18 protein-coding genes and 1 pseudogene are annotated in these 21091 nt (G+C 36.0%); 9 read left to right on the plus strand and 10 right to left on the minus strand.

The annotated features are described in order from the left end of the window. Positions 1 to 85 precede the first annotated feature (85 nt). From htpG to Q4503_RS16825, 3 genes are all read left to right on the plus strand, one after another. Positions 86 to 2047 carry a molecular chaperone HtpG gene (gene htpG, locus Q4503_RS16815; protein WP_215973685.1) on the plus strand — a complete coding sequence of 654 codons (1962 nt, stop codon included), beginning with the start codon at positions 86 to 88 and terminating at the stop codon, positions 2045 to 2047. Between the two features lie 282 nt (positions 2048 to 2329). Then, on the plus strand, positions 2330 to 2974 hold the full coding sequence (adk, locus tag Q4503_RS16820; protein ID WP_215973686.1) for an adenylate kinase: 645 nt from the start codon (positions 2330 to 2332) through the stop codon (positions 2972 to 2974). Positions 2975 to 3082: 108 nt separating this feature from the next. Next, on the plus strand, positions 3083 to 3478 hold the full coding sequence (locus Q4503_RS16825; RefSeq protein WP_303602977.1) for an MAPEG family protein: 396 nt from the start codon (positions 3083 to 3085) through the stop codon (positions 3476 to 3478). Between the two features lie 14 nt (positions 3479 to 3492). Here the strand turns inward: Q4503_RS16825 and Q4503_RS16830 are convergent, their stop codons facing one another. Further along, positions 3493 to 3984, minus strand: coding sequence for a GNAT family N-acetyltransferase (locus Q4503_RS16830; RefSeq protein ID WP_215973688.1), 492 nt, complete (start codon positions 3982 to 3984; stop codon positions 3493 to 3495). 638 nt (positions 3985 to 4622) lie between these two features. On the opposite strand from Q4503_RS16830, the gene Q4503_RS16835 reads away from it, so the two are divergent. The 3 genes from Q4503_RS16835 to kdsB all read left to right on the plus strand — a co-directional run bounded on the left by Q4503_RS16835 (position 4623) and on the right by kdsB (position 7984). Continuing rightward, positions 4623 to 5825, plus strand: a complete 1203-nt coding sequence (locus tag Q4503_RS16835; RefSeq protein WP_303602978.1) for a capsule biosynthesis protein — start codon at positions 4623 to 4625, stop codon at positions 5823 to 5825. 229 nt (positions 5826 to 6054) lie between these two features. Further along, on the plus strand, positions 6055 to 7047 hold the full coding sequence (locus Q4503_RS16840; RefSeq protein ID WP_215973690.1) for an SIS domain-containing protein: 993 nt from the start codon (positions 6055 to 6057) through the stop codon (positions 7045 to 7047). A gap of 154 nt (positions 7048 to 7201) precedes the next feature. Continuing rightward, positions 7202 to 7984 carry a 3-deoxy-manno-octulosonate cytidylyltransferase gene (gene kdsB / locus Q4503_RS16845; protein ID WP_215973691.1) on the plus strand — a complete coding sequence of 261 codons (783 nt, stop codon included), beginning with the start codon at positions 7202 to 7204 and terminating at the stop codon, positions 7982 to 7984. 92 nt (positions 7985 to 8076) lie between these two features. Here kdsB and hisIE read toward each other — a convergent pair whose 3' ends face one another. The 8 genes from hisIE to hisG form a co-directional block, all read right to left on the minus strand. Then, a complete protein-coding gene (gene hisIE, locus Q4503_RS16850; protein ID WP_215973692.1) occupies positions 8077 to 8697 on the minus strand; it encodes a bifunctional phosphoribosyl-AMP cyclohydrolase/phosphoribosyl-ATP diphosphatase HisIE in 621 nt (206 codons plus the stop codon). Beyond that, complete coding sequence (gene hisF, locus Q4503_RS16855) at positions 8691 to 9467, minus strand: imidazole glycerol phosphate synthase subunit HisF (protein WP_215973693.1); 777 nt, start codon at positions 9465 to 9467, stop codon at positions 8691 to 8693. The genes hisIE and hisF overlap by 7 nt, the downstream gene beginning before the upstream one ends. Further along, positions 9449 to 10186, minus strand: coding sequence for a 1-(5-phosphoribosyl)-5-[(5-phosphoribosylamino)methylideneamino]imidazole-4-carboxamide isomerase (gene hisA, locus Q4503_RS16860; RefSeq protein ID WP_303602979.1), 738 nt, complete (start codon positions 10184 to 10186; stop codon positions 9449 to 9451). Before hisA ends, hisF begins: the two co-directional genes overlap by 19 nt. Continuing rightward, on the minus strand, positions 10183 to 10857 hold the full coding sequence (hisH, locus tag Q4503_RS16865; protein WP_303602980.1) for an imidazole glycerol phosphate synthase subunit HisH: 675 nt from the start codon (positions 10855 to 10857) through the stop codon (positions 10183 to 10185). The genes hisA and hisH overlap by 4 nt, the downstream gene beginning before the upstream one ends. Next, complete coding sequence (hisB, locus tag Q4503_RS16870) at positions 10857 to 11942, minus strand: bifunctional histidinol-phosphatase/imidazoleglycerol-phosphate dehydratase HisB (protein WP_215973696.1); 1086 nt, start codon at positions 11940 to 11942, stop codon at positions 10857 to 10859. The genes hisH and hisB overlap by 1 nt, the downstream gene beginning before the upstream one ends. Further along, positions 11939 to 13030 (minus strand): histidinol-phosphate transaminase, encoded by a 1092-nt coding sequence (hisC, locus tag Q4503_RS16875; RefSeq protein ID WP_303602981.1) that lies wholly within the window; start codon positions 13028 to 13030, stop codon positions 11939 to 11941. The genes hisB and hisC overlap by 4 nt, the downstream gene beginning before the upstream one ends. A 1-nt stretch (position 13031) precedes the next feature. Beyond that, positions 13032 to 14336: a histidinol dehydrogenase gene (hisD, locus tag Q4503_RS16880; RefSeq protein WP_215973698.1), complete on the minus strand. Its 1305-nt coding sequence runs from the start codon at positions 14334 to 14336 to the stop codon at positions 13032 to 13034. A 149-nt stretch (positions 14337 to 14485) separates the two neighbouring features. Next, entirely contained in the window at positions 14486 to 15388 is a 903-nt protein-coding gene (gene hisG / locus Q4503_RS16885) for an ATP phosphoribosyltransferase (RefSeq protein WP_215973699.1), read from the minus strand. 563 nt (positions 15389 to 15951) lie between these two features. On the opposite strand from hisG, the gene Q4503_RS16890 reads away from it, so the two are divergent. From Q4503_RS16890 to Q4503_RS16900, 3 genes are read left to right on the plus strand one after another with little or no spacing between them, the layout of a single operon-like run. Next, positions 15952 to 16557, plus strand: a complete 606-nt coding sequence (locus Q4503_RS16890) for an RNA polymerase sigma factor (RefSeq protein WP_303602982.1) — start codon at positions 15952 to 15954, stop codon at positions 16555 to 16557. Beyond that, positions 16554 to 17747, plus strand: a complete 1194-nt coding sequence (locus Q4503_RS16895; RefSeq protein ID WP_303602983.1) for a FecR domain-containing protein — start codon at positions 16554 to 16556, stop codon at positions 17745 to 17747. The genes Q4503_RS16890 and Q4503_RS16895 overlap by 4 nt, the downstream gene beginning before the upstream one ends. Positions 17748 to 17756: 9 nt before the next feature. Then, entirely contained in the window at positions 17757 to 20951 is a 3195-nt protein-coding gene (locus Q4503_RS16900) for a TonB-dependent receptor (protein WP_303602984.1), read from the plus strand. A gap of 16 nt (positions 20952 to 20967) precedes the next feature. Here the strand turns inward: Q4503_RS16900 and Q4503_RS16905 are convergent. After that, positions 20968 to 21091, minus strand: a pseudogene (locus Q4503_RS16905) (IS982 family transposase); the annotation flags it as partial.

Genomic DNA, 21091 nt, shown 5'->3' on the forward strand with positions numbered 1-21091 from the left:
TAGATAGAAAATGCTGCTGTTAATGTCAGCGCATTTTAAGTCACTTAATTATTTCCCTAATTGAAATATAAGCAGAGTAAAGATAATGACAACAGAAAATACAACACAAAAACATGAGTTTGCATCAGACAATGCAAAAATACTTCAACTGATGATCCACAGCCTATATTCTAATAAAGAAATTTTCTTACGTGAATTAGTTTCGAATGCTGCTGATGCTTCAGATAAGCTGCGCTTTAAAGCGTTATCAAATGCAGACCTATTTGAAAATGATGGTGATTTAAGAGTTCGAGTAAGCTGTGATAAAGAAAACAACACAGTAACTATTTCTGATAACGGTATTGGAATGAACCTGGACGAGGTTATTGAGCATTTAGGCACTATTGCAAAATCTGGTACTGCAGATTTCTTCTCTCAACTTTCTGGTGACCAAGCGTCAGATTCTCAATTAATAGGTCAATTTGGTGTTGGTTTTTATTCAGCATTTATCGTTGCTGATAAAGTAACTGTTCGTACTCGTCGTGCGGGTGATGATGCCTCAGAAGGTGTTGAATGGGTGAGTGCTGGTGAAGGTGATTTCACTACAACTAAAATTGAAAAGTCTAATCGTGGTACAGACATTATTCTTCATTTAAAAGAAGATGAAAGTGAATTTGCTGATGATTGGCGTTTAAAATCTATTGTAACTAAGTATTCTGATCATATTTCAGTGTCTGTTGAGATGCTAACACCTGAAGTGCCGGCTGTTGAAGCGGTAGCTGAAGAGAAAGATGATGATGGTAATGTGACAACTCCAGGCATTGAAGCTCGTGATGCGATACCAGCTAAATGGGAAGCTATTAATAAGGCTACAGCCCTATGGACACGAGAAAAATCTGACATATCAGACGATGAATATAAAGAATTTTATAAGCATGTATCACATGACTTTGCTGATCCACTGTTGTGGGAACATAATAGAGTAGAAGGTAAAACTGAATACACCTCATTATTATACGTACCAACTAAAGCCCCATTTGATATGTATAACCGTGAAAAACAACATGGTTTGAAGTTATATGTGCAACGTGTATTTATTATGGATGACGCTGAACAGTTTATGCCAACCTACTTACGTTTTGTGAAAGGTTTACTTGATTCAAATGATTTACCATTGAATGTTTCTCGTGAAATTTTACAAGATAATAAAATTACACAGGCGATTCGTAAGGGTTGTACTAAACGTGTATTAAAAATGCTTGAAAAGCTAGGTAAAAAAGATGCTGAGCAATATCAGGGTTTTTGGGATGAGTTTGGACAAGTATTAAAAGAAGGTCCAGCTGAAGACATGGCGAATAAAGAGCAAATTGCTGGTTTATTACGTTTTGCTTCAACACATGAAGATAGCGCAACTCAGAATGTTTCTTTAGCTTCTTACATTGAACGTATGAAAGAAGGTCAAGATAAAATTTATTATGTTGTTGCTGATAGCTTTGAAGCGGCTAAAAATAGCCCTCATTTAGAAGTTTTCCGTAAAAAAGGCATTGAAGTATTGTTAATGTCTGATCGGATTGATGAATGGCTAGTAAGTCACCTAAATGAGTTTGACGGTAAACAGCTACAATCCGTTACGCGTGGTGGTTTAGATTTAGGTGACATGGATGATGCTGAAACTAAAGAAGCGCAAGAAAAGCTTGAAAAAGAGTTTGATGGCGTTGTAGCTCGTATAAAAGAAGCGCTTAAAGGTAAAGTTAAAGAAGTTAAGTTATCTCAGCGTTTAACTGATTCACCAGCTTGTATTGTTGCAGATGAAAATGATATGAGTAGCCAAATGGCAAAACTAATGGCTTCTGTTGGACAAGAAGTACCTGAATCATTACCTATTTTTGAAATCAATGGTGAACATGATTTAGTAAAATATGTTGCTGATGAGCAAGATGATGAGAAGTTTACTCAATGGGTTGATGTTTTATTTGAGCAAGCGATGTTAGCAGAGCGTGGTAGCTTAAAAGACCCTGCAAGCTTTGTTGGCCGCTTAAATAAGCTAATGTTGAGCTTAACTAAGTAATATTATTTTCCTAAGTCACGCTGTTAAGTGGCTTAGGGAAGTAGCTACAAAAACAGTATACTTTAGTCTGAAAAAGGAGCAATTCACTATGAATGAATGCTCCTTTTTTGTATGCTAGGGTTGTTTGCTTAAAGGCTTGCTTGTATAGTGTTTGCCGCAATAAATAGAATAGCTGAGAATTATTACATTAGTATGATCAAATAGCGTTAATTTGGCCATAAAATCGTTTTAATGTAATTATTTTTACTTGTTTTAAACATTATCACTTAAAGGTTAGTTTATATGCGTATTGTACTTCTTGGTGCTCCTGGTGCGGGCAAAGGCACACAGGCACAGTTTTTGATGACTAAATTTGGCATTCCTCAAATATCAACTGGTGACATGTTGCGTGCTGCAATTTCAGCGGGTACTGAGTTGGGCAAACAAGCTAAAGCTGTTATGGACGCTGGCCAACTAGTGTCAGATGAATTAATTATTGGTTTAGTAAAAGAGCGTATCACACAAGATGACTGTAAAGCAGGCTTTTTACTTGATGGCTTTCCTCGTACTATTCCTCAAGCTGATGCGATGAAAGAAAATGGTATCAATGTTGATCATGTTCTCGAATTTGATGTACCAGATGAAGTTATTGTTGAACGTATGGCGGGTCGCCGAGTACATTCTGGCTCAGGTCGTGTATATCACCTTGTTTATAATCCACCAAAAGTCGAAGGTAAGGATGATGTTACTGGCGATGACTTATCAATTCGTCCAGATGATGAAGAGTCAACAGTACGTAAGCGTTTAGCTATTTATCATGAACAAACTAAACCGCTTGTAGATTTTTACCAAGCTGAAGCTAAGTTAGGTAATTGTCAGTACTTAACCGTAGACGGTACTCAAGCAGTTGAGGCTGTAAATGCGTTATTGAATGACCAATTAGCTTAATTATAATAGAGTTAAGCATTACCAATATAAATAAAAACTCGCTTCGGCGAGTTTTTTGCTTTATAAAAGAAAACTTATTAACAATATAATAATAACAAAGGTTATCAAATGGATATAAATATCACCATCACTGCATTTTATGCAAGCTTACTTGCGCTTCTTTTTATTGGACTATCGTTTAATATTATACGATTGCGTTTTCAGCTAAAAATAGGGCTGGGTGATGGTGGGAATCCATCATTAATTAAAGCAATTAGAATTCACGGTAATTTTTCTGAATATATGCCGTTAGCGTTAATTTTATTAGCTGGGCTTGAGCTTAATGGCGTCGATAGTTTATGGGTACATATATTCGGTAGTATTTTATTTCTTGGTCGAATTTCACATGCTATCGGCTTAAGCTTATCTATAGGTACTTCAAAGCCGCGTGCATTTGGTGTTATTAGTATGTTTTTGGTCTTGCTAATGTTAGCAATCGCCAATATTTATGTCTTTGTTAGTTGATTCTAAAGCAATGGTTAGCTATCACTATTTTTAACCATTGCTACGTGAGGGATATTATCTTCAAGGTACATTGGAGATACTTGTTTAAACCCATGCTGTTGGTAATAGCCGATTAAATGTTCCTGAGCTGAAATTTTAATATTTTGTTTCGGAAAGTGTTGTTCGCATAGGTTGAGGGCTTTTTTGAGTAGCTCATGCCCCAAACCTTTTCCTCTGGCTTGTTTAGCGGTAGCAACTCGACCAATGCTAATATAGTTTTTATAGCTTTGATCTTTCGCTAATATGCGAAGATAGGTAACAAGGGTGTTATCTTGATATCCTAAAAGATGCAGTGTGTCTTGGTGCCTGTCTAATTGCCCTTTGTCACTATCTAAATCGGGGTAATAACAAGTTTGTTCTACAACAAATATATCAATGCGCAGTTTTAATAGCTCGTATAGTTGTTCAAGCGACAATTGGCTAAAGTGTTTAACTTGCCAAGTGGTTTGTATCTTATTTGTGTTCATTTTAGTTTGAAAATGGCGAGGAATGTAAACATAATATGAAACCCGCTTTACATAGTCACGAATTTCTTGAATTTACTTTCGGGTTTTCGTACGCATAAGTAACCCATTTTAATGAATTAAGGTGTGGCACTAATAAAGAATAGCTATCGATAAAAACAAATCGCAGAATTATTAGCTCATTTACTACTAATACACATTAAACCTTATTTGAAGTTCAAATAAGGTTACAATTAGAAACATTTATTTTATAAATGATTAATTCAACTATTTTAACGCTTATCATCATTCTTATTTGAATCGTATTGTTGCACTATTAATAAACAATACGTCTTGAAAAATAAATTTTTATTCGCTTTATCAGTTAGTTATCTTTTTATTTTAATAGGTGTATTTTGAAATAAATGAGTCTGAAGGCTAATTTCCATTTCTATAAAAACGATTACTCAACCCGTCTTTATATCCTAGCGGGCATTGCATAACAATATTTTAATTGTTGTTTTATGTTACCTTCACATTACTTTAATAATAGTGTGTTAAGTGCTTGATATAGGGGAGGTGTTCCTCTAAAATTGCGCCATGTTAGAGCCTCTGCTCTATACGTTTTTTCTATTAGACAAGTCAACGGGTTTTGGTTATTTATGAGAAATGTGCTACTTCTTCAAGGTCCTGTTGGGCCATTTTTCAAAATGTTATCTAAATACTTACAGTCGAAAGAAAACGTAAGTGTTCAACAAATCACCTTTAATGGTGGTGATCATTACTTTAGTGATAAGCAGCATTCAACAGCTTATCGTGGTCATTCTAATGATTGGACCAATTATTTATCAACTTACGTTAAGAATAATAATATTACCGATATTATTGTTTTTGGTGATTGTCGGTATTATCACCGAGAAGCAAAAAAAGTTGCGGATAAATTATCCATATCATTTTGGGCTTTTGAAGAAGGTTACCTGCGCCCCTCATTTATTACCTTAGAAAAAAATGGTGTTAATGGTAATTCACTTTTCGATTTTGAACGGTACCAGTCTGAAACTAATATACCAGAAAGCACAATTGAGACTAACCAAGACAATATGTTGGTATTGAAGCGCTCCTTTCTTCATATGGGGTATCATGCCAGCATGTATTACTTTTTTAAGTTGTTTTATTTTAACCGTTATAAAGGGTATATACATCACCGACCTTGGCATTTATTTGAAGAAACGTATAACTGGGTAAAGTCTGGTATACGAAAAATAAAATATAATTCTCAGGAGTCTATTTTTCAAAAATTACTTGAAGGTGAATTATCGGGAAAATATTTCTTAGCTCCTTTGCAAGTGAGTGTAGATAGTCAGATTTTGTATCATTCACCTTATCGTTCAGTTGAAGAATTTATTGGCGATGTTATTAAGTCATTTGCACAAAATGCTGATAAAAAAGATTTTTTAGTATTTAAACATCATCCGATGGATCGTGGTTTCAATCATTATGCAGGCTACATAAAAAAACTTTGTTATGCTTACGATGTAAATAGTCGGGTCTTATATGTGCATGATTTAAACCTACCGTCATTATTAAAACATGCAAAAGGCACTATAACTATTAACAGCACTGTAGGTATATCGTCGTTACATCATAATATACCAACTAAAACTCTTGGGCATGCTGTTTACAATATTGATGGCATAACAAGTCAGAAAAGTTTAAATGATTTTTGGTTATCATGCTGTAAACCTTGCCAAGTTAAATTTAATAAATTTAAAGAATCACTATTAGTCACTAACCAAATACCGGGAAGTTTCTATCAGAAACCTGAGCTGACATTAAAAGCGGTTACAGATAAAATTTTAGTGTAAATAATATCTACTAACTTAGTATTAAAGTTAGTGCTTACTTAACAGCTATTAATTATTACTATTAGTAAATATTTTAAAGTACTTCGACTAAAAAGGCCGTTTTTAAACGGTCTTTTAGGTATTATAATCAGTAATCAATCGTATTAAAATGTTAGTAATTTAGCTAACAGTTAAATAAAAGAAATTGGGCTTTCTGTCCTTAAATTCCAATATTCTAGAGAAAATAGTAATGAAAGAGAGCAATAAAGTAATTAAAGCTGATCACGCCCTAACGACAGAATATGCGGTAAAAAAAGCATATAAGTCAATTGTTGAACAAGGTCGACAAATACAGCTGGTAGCTCAGAATGTTGATGAAAACTTTTCCAAAGCCGTTGAGTTAATTATTGGTTGCTCGGGACGTTTAATTATTTCAGGAATGGGAAAGTCAGGCATCATAGGGAAAAAGATTGCTGCAACTATGGCATCTACCGGTACAGCCTCTTTTTTTATTCACCCAGGAGAGGCATTTCATGGTGACCTAGGCATGATTCAACCCGAGGATATTATTTTATTAATCACCAATAGCGGTGAAACGGATGAAGTATTGAAGCTTATTCCATCACTGAAGCAATTTGGTAATAAAATTATAGCAATGACAGGAGCACCGCAGAGTACCTTAGCGAAAAATGCAGATATCACCATCAATGTTAAAATTGAAAAGGAAGTATGTCCAAATAATTTAGCACCAACTACTTCAACAACGGCAACGTTAGTGATGGGAGATGCACTCGCTATTGCGTTAATTTATCTACGAGATTTTCAGCCACATCAATTTGCCTTATATCACCCCGGTGGTAGTTTAGGCAAAAAACTGCTGACTAAAGTTGCCGATGTTATGCATACTAAAAATTTACCGTTTGTAATGCCTGATGATACTATGCACGATGTTATCTTAACCATGACTAATTCTACATTAGGCTTAGCAATCGTTCAAAATAATGGCTTGTTAGAAGGTATTATTACCGATGGTGACTTAAGACGTTCGTTAATGCAGTATAGCGATTATAAAGTGCTTACTGCGACAGATATGATGACAATTATTCCTATTACTATTTCTCAAGATCATATGTTAGCTGAAGCGGAAGAAATAATGAGAGAGAACCACATTAAGAATGTGTTGGTCGTTGATGATAATGATAGTAATACTGTTGTTGGTGTTTTAGAGTATTTTCAGTCGTAATAAAGAGTCTATGTGCTTAAATTTGGTAATAATCAGATTATATTACAATTTTTTGCTCAATAATAACGTTGAGTCGATATATTGACTTTCAGCTATTTTAATTACAATAACTGAAAATAAGCTGTTTTTTTAGGTGTTCTTTAAGGAAACCCAGATGTTGTTTAAAATCGTTATACCTGCCCGTTTTGGGTCTTCTCGTTTACCAGGAAAGCCATTACTTACTATTAATGATAAACCTATGATTTGGCATGTTTATCAACAAGCTTTGTTAACAGGTATAGATGCTAATAGTATTGTTATAGCAACCGACAATGATGAAATTTATCGTGTAGCTCAAGACTTTGGTGCGCAAGTAATTATGACTGAAATTAGTCATGAGTCAGGTACTGATCGTTTAGCTGAAGTCGTCACTAAACTTAATTGGGCAGATTCCGACATTGTTGTTAATGTACAAGGCGATGAGCCTATGATACCGCCTGCGTTAATTCTTCAAACCGCTGAACTATTAGAAAAAGACTTAACGGCTGGTATTAGTACATTAGGCTCTCCAATAACAAACTTAGCCGATGCGCTTAATCAAAACGTTGTCAAGATAGTGTGTAATCATAATATGCAGGCAATGTATTTTTCACGTGCCGCGATTCCATTTGATCGAGATGGTGAGCTTGAATTAACAGTGGATAATTTAGGTAAGAGCAATACACCATATTTAAGACATATCGGAATGTATGGTTATAGAGTTGAAACGCTAAAAAAACTAACGCTTTTACCTATGGCATCAATTGAAAAACTTGAAAAGCTTGAACAATTACGTGCGTTATATAATGGTATTAATATTAGTGTAGGTATTGTATCTGAGGCACCTGTGCATGGTGTTGACACACAAGCTGACCTTGATCGAGTTAGGGTGGCTTTTAGTGCGTTAACAAGTAAGTAACCTGATCTCAGCTTAAAAATGACTTAAGCACCTATATTTATACAATAGAGGTGCTTAATATTTTAGTTATTTTACTAAGTGGTAAGCTACTATTACTTATTATGACGTTGTTGTAATACCGCCATTACTTCACTTAAATTGATTTTTTGATCAGCAAGTAACACTAGTGTGTGATAAAACAAATCAGCACACTCACCTAATAAATCTTCTTTCGTTTCCGCGACGGCCGCAAGTGCAACCTCAACACCTTCTTCTCCTACTTTTTGTGCCATTTTTGTTGTGCCACGAGAAAATAAGTGTGCTGTGTAACTTTCTTTAGGATCATCACCTTTACGGCTGGCGATTACTTGTTCTAACTGACTCAAAAAGTTTTGTGTTGTTAATTTTTGTTCAGGAAAGCAAGATTCTGTACCTAAGTGGCAGCTTGGTCCAATAGGGGTGCAAGCAATTAATAAACTATCTTGATCACAATCGGTAAGTACTTGTTCAACATTTAGAAAATTACCCGATGTTTCACCTTTTACCCAAAGTGCTTGCTTTGAGCGACTAAAAAATGTCGCTTTACCGGTATCTAACGTAGCAGTTAACGATGCTTGGTTCATATAACCTTGCATTAATATTGCGCCTGTAGCTGCGTGTTGGATAATGGCTGGAATAAGACCATCCATTTTCTGCCATGCTAGATCTTTCACATTTTCTTGGTTAATTAACATGGTCTTACCTCAATGTTTTGTGATTTTAAATATACTTTTAATTCGTGTATTGGGATTACGCCTTTATGGAAAACCGACGCTGCTAGTGCGCCATCAACATCTGCTTGCTGATAGGCGTCAGCAAAGTGTTGCATTGTGCCTGCGCCACCTGATGCAATTAATGGTACGCTACAAGCAGCACGTGCTTGTTTTAGTTGCTCAATATCATAACCTTGGCGTACACCATCTTGGTTCATGCAATTGAGCACAATCTCACCAGCACCTAAACTCACGACTTTTTGTATCCATTCAAACGTTGTCCAGTTTGTTTTTTGAGTGCGGTTTTCATCACCAGTAAATTGATAAACTTGATATTGATTGGTCTCTTTGTCGTAAAAGCTATCAATACCAACCACGACGCACTGTTGACCAAAATGATCTGCAAGGCGTGAAATTAACGTTGGATCTCGTAGTGCGGGAGAGTTAATACTAATTTTATCAGCGCCCATCATTAGGATTTCTTTCGCATCATTTTCACTTTTAATACCGCCAGCAACACAAAACGGAATATCAATGACTTGTGCAATGCGACTAACCCAGCTTTTATCCACAACACGACCATCAGAGCTAGCGGTAATATCATAAAAAACCAGTTCATCAGCACCTGCTTCTGCATACTTTTGAGCTAAAGGGACAATGTCACCAATAATTTCATGGTTTCTAAATTGTACACCTTTAACGACTTTACCATCGCGAACATCTAGACAGGGAATTATGCGTTTGGCCAACATGCGATAGCCTCCTCAAGTGTAAATTTACCTTCTAAAAGGGAGCGACCTAATATAACGCCACTAACGCCTGTTCCTATGAGGGCTTTGATATCGTCTAAACTACCAATACCCCCTGAAGCTTGCCATTGTATAGCCGGGTACTTAGCACATAACTCAATATAAAGATCAACATTAGAGCCTGAAAGCGTACCGTCTTTTGAAATATCTGTGCATAAAATATGTTTGATACCAGCTTCAATATATTCATCAAGCAAGTCTTCTAAATTAACCCCGCTGTCTTCAATCCAACCATGAGTAGGTAAGGTTTTATTCCCTTGTTCATCAATTTTTATGTCGAGTGCTAAAACAATTTTTTCACCGCCATATTTTTTTACCCATTCAATGACTAACTGGGGTTGTTTGATAGCAAGAGAACCAATAACAACACGAGTTGCGCCTAAGTCAAGTAACTGTTCTACATCATCTTCACAGCGTATGCCCCCACCAACTTGCGTTATCATGGTTTCATGGTTTACTACGGTTTTCAACGTTGATAATTGACGTTTGCTACTATCTTTTGCACCATCTAAGTCAACAAAATGCATTACAGTAGCACCTGATGCTGCATAAGCTTGTTGACGTTCTTGTACTGTGGTTTTGTAATTGGTTTTTTGGCTATAGTCGCCTTGATATAAGCGAACTACTTCGCCTCCGATTAAGTCTATCGCGGGAATCATCATGATGTACTTAACTCCGGTTCTATTTGAGTAGAGTCGAACTCTAAAAAGTTTTTAATAATTTTACTACCTAATTCACTAGATCGCTCAGGATGAAATTGACAACCAATAAAGTTATCTTTTGCAATAATGGCCGAAAACTCAGTACCATATTCACAACTTGCTAGCGTATATTCACTAACAGGCGCGGCAAAACTATGAACAAAATAAAAGTAATCTCCAATATTAATACCTTTTAATACAGGGTGTTCTGCTACTTTCGTTAATGTATTCCAGCCCATATGTGGTAAACGGTTACCTTTAGCATTAAGTGGAGTCACTTGGGTTGGGATTATACCTAAGCAATCCACAAGATCGTCTTTTTCACCTTCAGGGGAGGATTCTGTCATTAATTGCATACCTAAACAAAAACCCAGTACTGGTTGAGTGAGACTTTGCAAAGTGGTAACTAAGTTTTTTTCAATAATGTTAGCCATTGCATGCTTAGCACTACCAACACCAGGAAAAATTACCTTGTCTGCGGCTTTGATTTGTTCAATATCATCTGTGATCGTCGCGGTAAAACCAAGACGTTCAATAGCAAACTTCACCGATGATAAGTTAGCGCAACCAGTATCAACAATGACATTGTTTCCTTTATTAGAGTTCCCTTTGTTAGAGGTAAAGCTGGTCATTATAATGTTCCTTTTGAACTTGGTAATTCATCACCTTCAACTTTAATTGCTTGACCTAATGCACGACCGAACACTTTAAATAAGCTTTCAACTTGGTGATGACAATTTCCTTTAGTGGTTGATAAATGCAAAGTAATTAGCATGGAGTCAGCTAGTGAGCGGAAAAAATGCGAAACCATCTGCGTTGACATAGTGCCAACATTGTCTGCTGTAAATTTCGCGTCAAATTCAAGCCAAGGGCGACCAGATAAATCGATTGAACATTCAGCACGACATTCATCCATTGGTAAGACAAAACCAAAGCGAGCAATACCACGTTTATTACCTAATGCTTCTTTTAATGCCTGACCTAAGGCAAGTGCAGTATCTTCGACACTATGATGGTCATCTATGTGATAATCACCCTTTACACTACATTGCAAATTAAAACCACCATGGGTACAGATTTGATCTAGCATATGATCAAAGAAACCCAAACCGGTATCAATTTTGCTACCGCCTTTTTTATCTAAATTGACGCTAATAGTAATATCTGTTTCTTTGGTTGTTCTGGTAACTGTTGCCGTACGAGGTTGCTCTAGTGATGATAAGATTTTTTCACTTATTTGTGACCAAGTAAGGCTATCACGGTTATACTTTATGCCGACAATTCCCATATTAGCCGCTAAGCCCATATCAGTTTCTCGGTCACCAATAACATAAGAGTTAGTAAAGTCTACACGACCTTGCTGTAAGTAATCACTTACTAATCCAAGTTTTGGTTTACGGCAGTTACAGTTATCTTCTTCAAAATGGGGGCATAATAAAGTATCTTGAAACTCGACACCTTGTGACGAAAAAATTGCCATCATTTTATTATGAGGTAAATCAAAATCAGCTTGTGGGAAACTATCTGTACCTAAACCATCTTGGTTGGACACCATCACAAGTTTGAAACCTTTCGCTTGCAGTTTTAACAGTTCAGGGATTACGTTTGGTTCAAAAACTAATTTTTCTAAGGTATCTAGTTGTTTATCAATTATTGGCTCTTCAACTAAGGTGCCATCACGATCGATAAATAATATTTTCTCTTGTTTGTTACTCATGATAATACTTCTTTAAGTTGAGTTATTTCTTGTTCGCTACCAATACTGATACGTAAACAATTATCTAATTGTAGTTGTTTAGACTGATCGCGGATGAGAATATTTTTACTGACTAATAAGTCAAAAATTTGTGTTTTTTCTTGTTGCGTAGTACAACGAAATAAAACAAAGTTAGCATCACTTGCAAATACTTCACTACACCAAGATTGTTCGTTAAGCCAAATGGTAAGCTCTGCCTTAAGTGTGTTGCAGTCCTGTACACGCTGAGTCATTTTTGTTAAATCAGTACTAAGCGCTAAACTGGCAATTTCAGCTACCGGTGCAGATACAGGGTAGGGAGCAATAACTTTACTAAGTAGGGTAATAATATCGCTACTTGCTAAAGTAAAACCACATCGAAGGCCAGCTAGAGCAAACGCTTTTGATAAGGTTCTTAGTACAATAACATTCTCGTATTGCGCAAGTAGCGTAGTACTTGTTTGTTCTGGTGAAAATTCGATATAGGCTTCATCTAGTACAACTATTGCAGTATCTTTAAATAATTCAATCGCTTGAACTATTTGTTCTTTGGGTAATAAATTGCCGGTCGGGTTTCCAGGAGAACATAAAAAGACAACTTTAACTTTACCTACTTGCGACTTCATACTTTCAAGATCAAGAATGTTGTTTTTTAGTGGTACTTTAACTATGCCTGCACCATGATTTTCAGCGCTAATTGCATACATGCCATAAGTAGGAGGGCAAATTAATATGCTGTCTTGATAAGCACGACAAAAACTGCGAATGATAAGCTCGATACCTTCATCTGCACCACGTGTAGCTAGTATTTGTGAACGCTCAAGGCCACAATAATTGCTATAAGCATTTAATAGGTTATCGGGCTGAAAGTCAGGGTAACGATTAATATTTTCACTTGTGACTTGATATTCGCCATTTCCTGGAGCTTCGTTGGCATTAAGCCATATTTTCTTGTTCGCGCTAGCATTTGTGTTATTCGATAAATCACCACTGGCAAAAAGCCGGCGAGCAGACTGATAAGGCACCATATCAACGAGCTCTGCCCGTGCTAACTTGTTCGCTATTGTCATGTTATTCACCTTCTTCTAAGCGAATAGTGACGGCTCTTTGGTGAGCGTCTAACCCTTCTGCATCGGTTAGTTCGATAATACACTCTGCAAGATTTTGTAAACCTGTTTTACTAATTTCTTGTACCGTATAGCGACGAGAAAAATCAGCTAATGATAAACTTGAAATAACTTTTGAATAACCATAGGTTGGTAGAACATGGTTGGTTCCACTGGCATAATCACCTGCAGATTCTGGCGTATAAGCACCCACAAAAATCGAGCCGGCATTACGTAAATTTGTTAATAAAGGTTGAGGATCTTCTGTTTGTACAATTAAATGTTCAGGACCATAAAGGTTTGATACTTCAACTGCCTGCGATAAATCTTTAGTTAAAATTAATCTTGATTGCTTTAAAGCTTGTAGCGCGATATCTTTTCTTGATAATAATTGTACTTGTTTATCAAGTTCATCTGAAACTTTACTGAGCAGTTGTTCACTATCGGTTAAAAATATAACTTGGCTATCGGCACCATGTTCAGCTTGAGATAGTAAATCAGCAGCAATAAAAGCAGGGTTAGCTTGCGCATCACCAATAACTAATACTTCAGAAGGGCCCGCGGGCATATCAATAGCAAAGCCAGCGACTTGTTGAGAGAGCTGTTTTTTCGCTTCGGTAACATAACGATTTCCAGGCCCGAATACTTTATTAACGGCTGGAATGCTTTCTGTGCCATAGGCTAAAGCAGCAATAGCTTGCGCACCACCTACAGTGTAAATTTCAGTGATTTCACAAAGTGAAGCGGCCACTAATATTTCATTCGCTAATTTGCCATTTTTATCTGGAGGACAAACTAACACTGTACGTTTGCAGCCTGCTAGTTGAGCAGGTACACCAAGCATTAAAACAGTTGATGGAAGCGGAGCACTGCCAGCGGGAATATACAAACCAACACTTTCAATTGATTCGGTTTTTAGTGTACAACGAACACCTGGGCAAGTTTCTACAAAAATATCTTTTGGCGTTTGCGCACTGTGAAAACTTTTTATTTGTTCGTATGCGGTGTTAATGGCTTTAAGGCGTTTGTCAGTTAATGCTAACTTAGCTTGTGCTACTTGCTCAGCTGTTACTGATAACGTTGATAAGGCAATGCCATCAAATTGCTCGGTTAAAGAAAATAGCGCCTTATCACCTTGGTTTTGTACTCTAGATAAGATGTTAGCAACTTGAGTCGATAAAAGCGCATTATCAGCAATAGCAGGACGAGCAAGCGCGTCTTTTCTTTGCTGAGGTGATATTGTTTGCCAGTCGATTATTTGGGTATTCATAATATTCTCTATGTCTATATATAGGTTATATAAATTATTTTAACGCGAAAATAGCTGGTACAAGAGGAAACGGAAAGTACTAGGTTGACGCTAGCCAAGTAAGTACTTTTATGTCGAGCTTGAACAAACCAATCAATAACTTAATGAATTTAGCCCATCATTTTTTCAATTGGCATAACAAGTATGGAGTTACAACCTAGCGCTTTTAGTTGTTCCATAGTTTCCCAGAAGAAAGTTTCAGTTGCCACAACATGTACGGCTACTATGTCATCACGTCCTGCTAAAGGTAAAATAGTTGGTGTTTCTTTACCTGGCATTAATGCACTTACTTCACTAATTTTATCTTTAGGTGCGTGTAACATAATGTATTTACTTTCTTTTGCTTTCATCACGCCTTGAATACGCGGAAGTAGTGTATCTAGGATAGCTTGTTTTTCATCACCTAAAGATTCTGAACGTTGAATTAATGAAGCTTTAGAGCGAAATACTTCAGCAACTTCTTTTAAACCATTTGCTTCAAGAGTGGCACCGGTTGACACTAAATCACATATACCGTCGGCTAAACCAACTCTTGGTGCGACTTCAACAGAGCCCTTTAATAAACAAAATTCAACATTAATGTCATTTTCTTTAGCAAAGCGTCTTAATAATTGCGGGTAAGTGGTTGCAAAACGTAAACCGTTTAAACATTGTAACCCTGTATATTCGAATTCTTCAGGCATGGCGATTGAAAAGCGACAGCCACCAAAGTTTAATGCTGTGGTTTTAATATAATTGTTTTTGCTACCAATAAGTGCACGTGATAATTCTTCTTCTTCAAGCGTATTATCACCAACAATACCTAAGTCACATACGCCATCCATTACTAGACCTGGAATATCACTACTACGTACGCGCATAATGTCGATAGGCATATTACTAACATGTGCCAATAAACGGCGGTCAGTAACATTAAGTTTTAATCCACAACGCTTTAATAGTGCTTGAGTATCGTCACTAAGTCGTCCTGATTTTTGCATTGCTATACGTAAACGTGGCTCTGATGATGTCATTTGTTCGATTCCTAATTATAAGTTTTTAATGCTAAAAATTTGTATATACAATTTTCAGGGGCATAAAATGCGAAAAACCCCCGAAAGATTTAAGGCTCTTCGGGGGTTCATAAATATAATACTTAAGTTTTAATCCGCGAAAAAGCCATTGCCCATCGCGGTCTTTTTTTATTTAAAATAAATAATAAAATACCTGAACGGGCAGTTCCATATGATGGTGATGTCGGTTGTTCAGGTTAGTCGTCATAATTTTTTAACTTAAGGTTAATGAGTGTCTGATTTAGCTGTGTAACTAGAATACTGATAAACGAATTCAGCTTCAAGGAATAAATGACTATTTTTTATTGTTATTTGTTCTATGGTGTATTCTCTTAATCTTATCGATACGAATAGCTGTAGTTTATTTTATCACGAGGTTTAATTTTTTTAAATAGTTATAGTAGATTTTATTAAGTAATACGTCATATTACTGGGGATCATTTTATTGTATTTTTACATCTTACATATAGGAGGATCACCTCTTAACTAGTGTTCATCTGTATTATGATAAATTTGGAAGTATTTTGAATTCAAAAAATAATAGTAATAAAGGTCTGAATAAATCAGAGGAAGGCGTGCTGAGTGCTTTTAAACGTTATAAATCATCATTGAAATATTTTATTTCTAGCTATGTTGTTAACTCTCAAGATGTTGATGATGTCTGTCAGGAGACATTCTTACGTACCTATAAGTCCTCATTAAAAAATGAAGTATTAAAGCCTAAGTCATTTATGTTTCGTGTTGCTAAAAATTTAATTGTTTCGGATTTTAGAAAAGCATCAACACAATTAAATGAATATGTTGAGGATATTGATTTAGTTGATGTTAATTTAGATTTAGATACTTTGGAGAGTAATGTAGTTGCACAAGAGAAATTGGGCGTGATGTGTGAGGCTATCGCAAGTTTACCGAATAAATGTCGACAAGCTGTAGTAATGAGGAAAGTTTACGGTCTTTCTACAAAAGACATTGCTAAACGTATGAATATTTCTACTATTACAGTGAGTAATTATATCACTAAAGGAATGTGTGCCTACAATGAGGCTGTAACGAAATATAATAATGAACACAATGAAGATTCAACAATGGAAAGGTCTAAAGTTCCCGCTAAAGCAGGGAGAAAATTATGAATACTAATGTTAAAGGATTTACTAATAAAGTTATTATTAATCAAGAGGCGGCACAATGGGTTCTGTTACTTGAAGACACACCAGAACTTTCAAAAGCGCAAATAGCGGAGCTTAATGCTTGGATACGAACAAGTAGCGTACATCGTGAATGTTTAGAAAGTATGGTAAATAGTTGGGGGGAAATGGATTTACTTTCATCAGTTATGTTACCTCAAGAAATACACAAACCTTCATTGTTTTTAATAATGTTGAGAGGCTTACTTTATCCGTTACTCGTCATATACGTTTTTCTATCAACTTGCATAAAAAAAAGAAATCAATTGTTTAGCGTTGCCTTTGTTAGCCCATTGGTGATTTGTTTATTTACGTGGTTTTTATTGAGTCATGATGCATCAACCATGAAAGGTGAAGGCTTGACTTTTGATACTGGTGTTGGTGAAAGCTTAAGCAGAATTATGCCTGATGGCTCTACTATCTGGTTAAATAGTAGTACTAAGGTTAAGGTAAATTATACAGCTGAATATCGGCGTATTAACTTACTTGAAGGTGAGGCTCATTTTGAAGTTGCTAAAGATAAAACGAGACCTTTTGAAGTTTATGCTGATAACCGATTAGTTAGGGCGACAGGTACAGCATTTACTGTTCATAAAGTAACAGGTGCTATAGAAGTCTTAGTAAGTGAGGGAACCGTAGAGTTAGCGATAGTTGATAATACATTAGTTGTTATTCCAGATGATTATCAGGCATTGAAAATAGAAGGGAACTTTGAAAAGCCAAATAGTAACAATGATTCAACGAGTCCTCTACAACAGACCGTGCCTCAACCTGTAAAAGTAAAAAAATTACTCGGTAATTTGTCTGCAGGTCAGCGTATTAGTATTCCGATACAGAGTAATATTGTCAGTGATATTGATGAATTGGATACGAGTGAAGTGAGTCGTTTTCTTTCGTGGAAAAAAGGTAAGTTAGTTTTTGCTGGCGAATCTTTGGAAGAAGTTATTAAGGAGATAACTCGACATACACAAGTGCAAATTGATGTAATTGATCCTCAATTAAAGTCCATGCGAATTGGTGGGCAATTTCAAATAGGCGAAACGGATACATTATTTTATGTATTAGAGTCTGGGTTTGGCATTAGTGTTAATAAACTGAATGATAAACATGTCCAATTACGTGTAAAAGAAAAATAAATGATCTTAATGAATAGTAGATTTCTATTTTTGATGCGTCTTATTAAACGACAAGTTAGTAAGGTGTTAATAGTTATTCATTTATTAAATTTTGGGTTTTATACTCTGTGTGTAGAAGCAAAAGAAAATAATATAATAAATGATAAATATGAATTTAATATTCCAATTCAACCATTAAGCCAATCCCTTAATGATTTATCAGATGTCGCCAAGATATCATTTCTATTCCCTTATGACCTTGTTAAAAATAAAACGGGTAGTTTAGTTCAAGGTCAATATTCTGTTCAAGAAGCACTGAGTGTCTTGTTGCAAAATAGTGACCTTGAAGGTGAACTTTCAGATAAGAAAGCTTTTTTGATAAAGCCACTGTCCCCGAATATCAATTACAACAAAAGCTTTGGGAATGAACAAATGAATACTCAAAAAACAATGCTAGCCACTATATTTACCATGTTATTTTCTGCAACATCAACGGCAGAAGAAGCTGAAAATAAAGCAATTGATAACAATATAAAAGAAGTAACAAAAGCGGCTGATATCGAGAGAATTGAAATAAAAGGTGTCAGAGGAAGCTTAAATCGTTCGCTAGGTGATAAGCGCCTTAATACCGGTATTGTTGATACAATCAGTGCTGAAGATTTGGGGAAATTTCCAGATAATAATATTTCTGAATCACTGCAACGGATACCAGGTGTCACTATTGAACGTGAATTTGGTGTAGGCTCAACCATCAATTTACGTGGTTTAGGCCCTGAGTTTACCATGGTACAAATTAATGGAGTCTCTTCTACTTCTTCTGGCTTTAGCGGACAACTGGATGCTGAAGGCGGTCGAGAATTTGATTTTAGTTTACTCGCCTCAGAATTATTTAATCAAGTTACAATACATAAAACAGCCTCAGCCAAACAAACAGAAGGCGGACTGGCTGGTGTTGTTAATCTAGAAACGCCAAAACCGTTTACTTATGACGCCAACGACCCTAAATTTAGCACTTCCGTTCAGGGGAGTTATGGTAGTTTATCTGAAGAAACAACGCCTAGAGCATCGATGTTTTTTAGCAATAATTTTGATGATGTTTTTGGGATAGCTGCATCTGTTGCATATTCTGAGGTTGATACGGTAGTAAATGAGAGTGGTACATGGAAATATGCGACTTTAGATCCAAATATTACTTACCGCGCAACAGGGGGAGATGTGCATGAGGCACCAAATTATGGCCATGCCTTTATCCCTGATGATCCTCGGTATTTACGTAATGATATCAACCGTGAATCATTAGGGACCACGTTAACACTTCAATATAACGCATCTGAAAACCTACAATTCACTTTTGATAACATTTATGTTTCCTCTGATACCTTGCGAGAATACAACCGCATAGATGTTACCTTAGAATGGGATATTGGGGGAGAGCCTGAAACAGCTGAACTTCAGAATATTGCCGGTAATGATTATATTATCAATGCTGCTTTTCCTCGTGCAAGAAATCGAGTAGGAACACAGAATATTGATCGCGAAGAAACATTTGCTTCTCATGTACTAAGCGCTGATTGGAATGTGAGTGACTCATTAACAATTAAACCCTTAATTGGTTATACCAAACGTACAGGTGATGAAGAAACCTATCTTTATTCTTTTTATAATCGAATAGCCACACAAATACAAAGAGCTGGCGCCGGTTATGAGTTTTACCCAGTGGGTAGTTCTGCTGAATATTATGCAGATCAAAACAATGCCGAAAACTTTTTATTCAATGTTGCCTTCAGTAAAGATCGTAAAAATGAAGATGAAGAATTAGTTGCAAAAGTTGATTTTGAACAATTATTGGATTTAGATAATTTAGTGAGCATTGATTATGGCTTTTCAGCGAGTGATAGAGAAAAAACTCGTGATTATGATTTTTGGCAGATGGGGGAGAGTGCTGTTCAACATATGAATCCAGAGCATTATGCAAATAATCAAAGTGCCTGGAATGACTTTTGGGGTGATGGTCCAGCGCAAGGGCAGGATGATCTACTTTCGGGTGCTGGTATGACGTTAGCCAGTGTTTTAGGTAGTAATCGAGATTACAGCGTTGATAGCATAAATGGCCCAAGTTCATTATTATATGTTGATCACGATTTAATGCAGGCAACCTATATGCAAGGAAAGCATGGTGATGACGTAGAAAATAATAGTTACCAAGCCGAAGCAAGTGCTACAGGAACTTATGGGATAACTGAGCAAACTTTGGCTGCTTACATTCAAGCTAATTTTGTCACTGATAATGCTCATTTTAATATAGGATTACGATATATTAGTACAGAAATAGAGTCTAATGGGTCACTGTTTCAAAATGGCATAATAGAGCCGGTTACTTATAAAAGTGACTATACTGAGTTTTTACCTAGCTTTAATTTAAGCTATGAATTAGGTGAAGATGTACTCCTTCGTACTGCTTATTCAAGAACAATGACTCGCCCACCATTAGCAAGTTTGTCTCCATCAACAACGATTGATGCATCTCGCTTAGAAGGTAACAAAGGTAATGTAAACTTATTACCTTATACATCTAACAATATTGATTTTGGTGCAGAGTGGTATTTTGCTCCAGAATCACTTTTAGCCGCCGCATTTTTTTATAAAAAGATAGATTCGTTAGTTGAGAATTCTGTTTCTACTGAAGTGACAACTTATCGTCATCAAATATCAAATGAATTAATTACTGGTCCTATTGATTTTACTCAGCCACAAAATGGTACTGATGCATCAGTACAAGGTATAGAAGTTAGTTTTCAAAGTCCTTTTACTTTCATCTCTGAAAGTTTGAGTAATTTCGGTACTATAGTGAACTTTACTTATACCGACAGTGCTGCTTCATTTGCTGATGAAACTGATATTCGTAGTACAACCTTGCCTGGATTATCTAAAAATAGTTATAACGCTATTGTTTACTATGATAATTCAACTTTTGATGCAAGATTGTCTTATGCGTGGCGAAGTGAATATGTAGATTACTTTCCAGAAGCTAAATATCAAGATGCTTATGGCCAGTTAGATTTATCTGCAAACTACAACCTTTCTGAAAACTTTTCGATTCAGTTTGATGTATTAAACATAACGGAAGAAACGGTTACCAAAATGCAATCTAATAACCTTTTACTGCCTATTAGTTTAGAGCAATTAGAGCGTCGAGTCATGTTTGGTATACGTTACTCAATGTAATTAACCTCAGATCGGGTTAAGCCCTAACCATAGCATTCTTCTCTACGTCATTAATATTAAGGATTGGCTTATTTTCTTTAAGGCAATAAGCTACTAACCCTGCGAGTAAATTCAACATAAAACCATTAGGACTACGATGA

It is taken from the genome of Colwellia sp. 6_MG-2023 (genome assembly GCF_030547765.1).
Classification (GTDB): Bacteria; Pseudomonadota; Gammaproteobacteria; order Enterobacterales; family Alteromonadaceae; genus Colwellia.

Coding starts and splice junctions, on each gene's coding strand:
- hisH (WP_303602980.1), bottom strand. CDS start 10,857: ATGACCAGCTTTACCTCTAACAAAGGGAACTCTAATAAAGGAAACAAT.
- hisIE (WP_215973692.1), bottom strand. CDS start 8,697: ATGTTAATTAACCAAGAAAATGTGAAAGATCTAGCATGGCAGAAAATG.
- hisB (WP_215973696.1), bottom strand. CDS start 11,942: ATGAGTAACAAACAAGAGAAAATATTATTTATCGATCGTGATGGCACC.
- Q4503_RS16900 (WP_303602984.1), top strand. CDS start 17,757: ATGAATAGTAGATTTCTATTTTTGATGCGTCTTATTAAACGACAAGTT.
- Q4503_RS16835 (WP_303602978.1), top strand. CDS start 4,623: ATGAGAAATGTGCTACTTCTTCAAGGTCCTGTTGGGCCATTTTTCAAA.
- Q4503_RS16840 (WP_215973690.1), top strand. CDS start 6,055: ATGAAAGAGAGCAATAAAGTAATTAAAGCTGATCACGCCCTAACGACA.
- Q4503_RS16830 (WP_215973688.1), bottom strand. CDS start 3,984: ATGAACACAAATAAGATACAAACCACTTGGCAAGTTAAACACTTTAGC.
- kdsB (WP_215973691.1), top strand. CDS start 7,202: ATGTTGTTTAAAATCGTTATACCTGCCCGTTTTGGGTCTTCTCGTTTA.
- hisC (WP_303602981.1), bottom strand. CDS start 13,030: ATGACAATAGCGAACAAGTTAGCACGGGCAGAGCTCGTTGATATGGTG.
- Q4503_RS16895 (WP_303602983.1), top strand. CDS start 16,554: ATGAATACTAATGTTAAAGGATTTACTAATAAAGTTATTATTAATCAA.
- hisA (WP_303602979.1), bottom strand. CDS start 10,186: ATGATGATTCCCGCGATAGACTTAATCGGAGGCGAAGTAGTTCGCTTA.
- htpG (WP_215973685.1), top strand. CDS start 86: ATGACAACAGAAAATACAACACAAAAACATGAGTTTGCATCAGACAAT.
- adk (WP_215973686.1), top strand. CDS start 2,330: ATGCGTATTGTACTTCTTGGTGCTCCTGGTGCGGGCAAAGGCACACAG.
- hisG (WP_215973699.1), bottom strand. CDS start 15,388: ATGACATCATCAGAGCCACGTTTACGTATAGCAATGCAAAAATCAGGA.
- hisF (WP_215973693.1), bottom strand. CDS start 9,467: ATGTTGGCCAAACGCATAATTCCCTGTCTAGATGTTCGCGATGGTAAA.
- hisD (WP_215973698.1), bottom strand. CDS start 14,336: ATGAATACCCAAATAATCGACTGGCAAACAATATCACCTCAGCAAAGA.
- Q4503_RS16825 (WP_303602977.1), top strand. CDS start 3,083: ATGGATATAAATATCACCATCACTGCATTTTATGCAAGCTTACTTGCG.